This is a genomic window from Mycolicibacterium vulneris (genome assembly GCF_002104765.1).
GTDB lineage: Bacteria > Actinomycetota > Actinomycetes > Mycobacteriales > Mycobacteriaceae > Mycobacterium > Mycobacterium vulneris.
In genome coordinates this window covers 1-1,265 of the sequence record NZ_NCXM01000085.1, presented here as the reverse complement: position 1 = coordinate 1,265, position 1,265 = coordinate 1, and the positions used below count along the sequence as shown (strand labels likewise).

Annotated in this window: 1 protein-coding gene; it reads right to left on the bottom strand. The window is 63.1% G+C overall.

Annotated features, from left to right (window positions below; translation table 11 throughout):
* Positions 1–32: 32 nt before the first annotated feature.
* Positions 33–1,195 (bottom strand): IS3 family transposase gene (locus tag B8W69_RS29440; protein ID WP_110882106.1). Its coding sequence is split into 2 segments (ribosomal slippage): positions 33–908 and positions 911–1,195, totalling 1,161 coding nucleotides; the frame shifts between segments, so codons are not numbered across the junction.
* Positions 1,196–1,265: the final 70 nt, after the last annotated feature.

Genomic DNA, 1,265 nt, shown 5'->3' with positions numbered 1-1,265 from the left:
GGGTCTGCTGCACGATCAGGTGACAGTTTCGGTCACGCGGCCTGAGGGGCCGGTGTGGTCATGATTGCTTCGAATTCGATCGGGGTCAACCGGCGGAGACCGGACTGACGCCGGCGCCGATGGTAGGTCCGTTCGATCCAGGTGACGATCGCAATCCTTAGTTGATCTCGGGTATCCCACCGGCGGCGGTCGAGGACGTTCTTCTGCAACAGGCTGAAGAAGCTCTCCATGGCCGCATTGTCGCCCGCCGCGCCGACTCGGCCCATCGAGCCGACCATGCCGTGACGGCTCAAGGCATGAACGAATCTCCTTGACCTGAACTGAGATCCACGATCGCTGTGGACTATGCAGCCGGCGACATCGCCGCGTCGTGCCACGGCGCTATGAAGCGCTGCGGTCGCCAACCGGGACTTCATCCGGGAGCCGATCGAATAGCCCACGATACGGTTGGAGAAGACGTCCTTGATCGCACACAGGTACAGCTTGCCCTCCCCGGTTCGATGCTCGGTGATATCGCTGAGCCACAACCGATTTAGCGCGCCAGCGGTGAAGCGACGACCGACCAGATCATCGTGAACCGGCGGCCCAACCTTGCCGTTCTTGCCGCGTTTCTTTCCGAACACGCTCCACCACTGGTTCTGGGTGCAGATCCGCCAGGCGGTGCGCTCGGCCATCGGCTCACCGGCATCGCGGGCCTCTTCGACCAGGTAGCGGTAGCCGAACTCGGGGTCCTCGTGGTGGGCATCGAAGAGGGCATTGGCGCGGTAGGCCTCGAGGAGTTCGGCGTCGGTGATGGGGTTGGCCCGCCAGCAGTAGTAGGGCTGGCGGGCGAGCTTGAGTACCCGGCACGTCACCGCCACGGGGATCCCGTCGGCGGCGAGCTCAGTTACGAGCGGGTAGAGCCTTTTCCCGGCAGATTGGCCTGCGACAAATACGCTGCCGCCCGGCGCAAGACTTCATTCTCCTGCTCCAGCAACCGATTTCGGCGTCGCAGCTCCTGCAACTCCGCAGAATCACTGGTGCTCTTGCCGGGCTTGGCGCCCTCGTCGATATCGGCTTGGCGCATCCACTTGTGCAGCGTCATCGGGTGGACACCGAAATCGGTGGCGATCTGTTCGATCGTCACCCCGTCTTCGCGGTTACGAGCGACCCGCACGACATCGTCGCGGAACTCTTGGGGGTAAGGCCTGGGCACACTGACATCCTTCCAGCTCACCCATCACGGGCAAGCCAACTCAGATGTCACCTATTCCTGCAGCAGACCC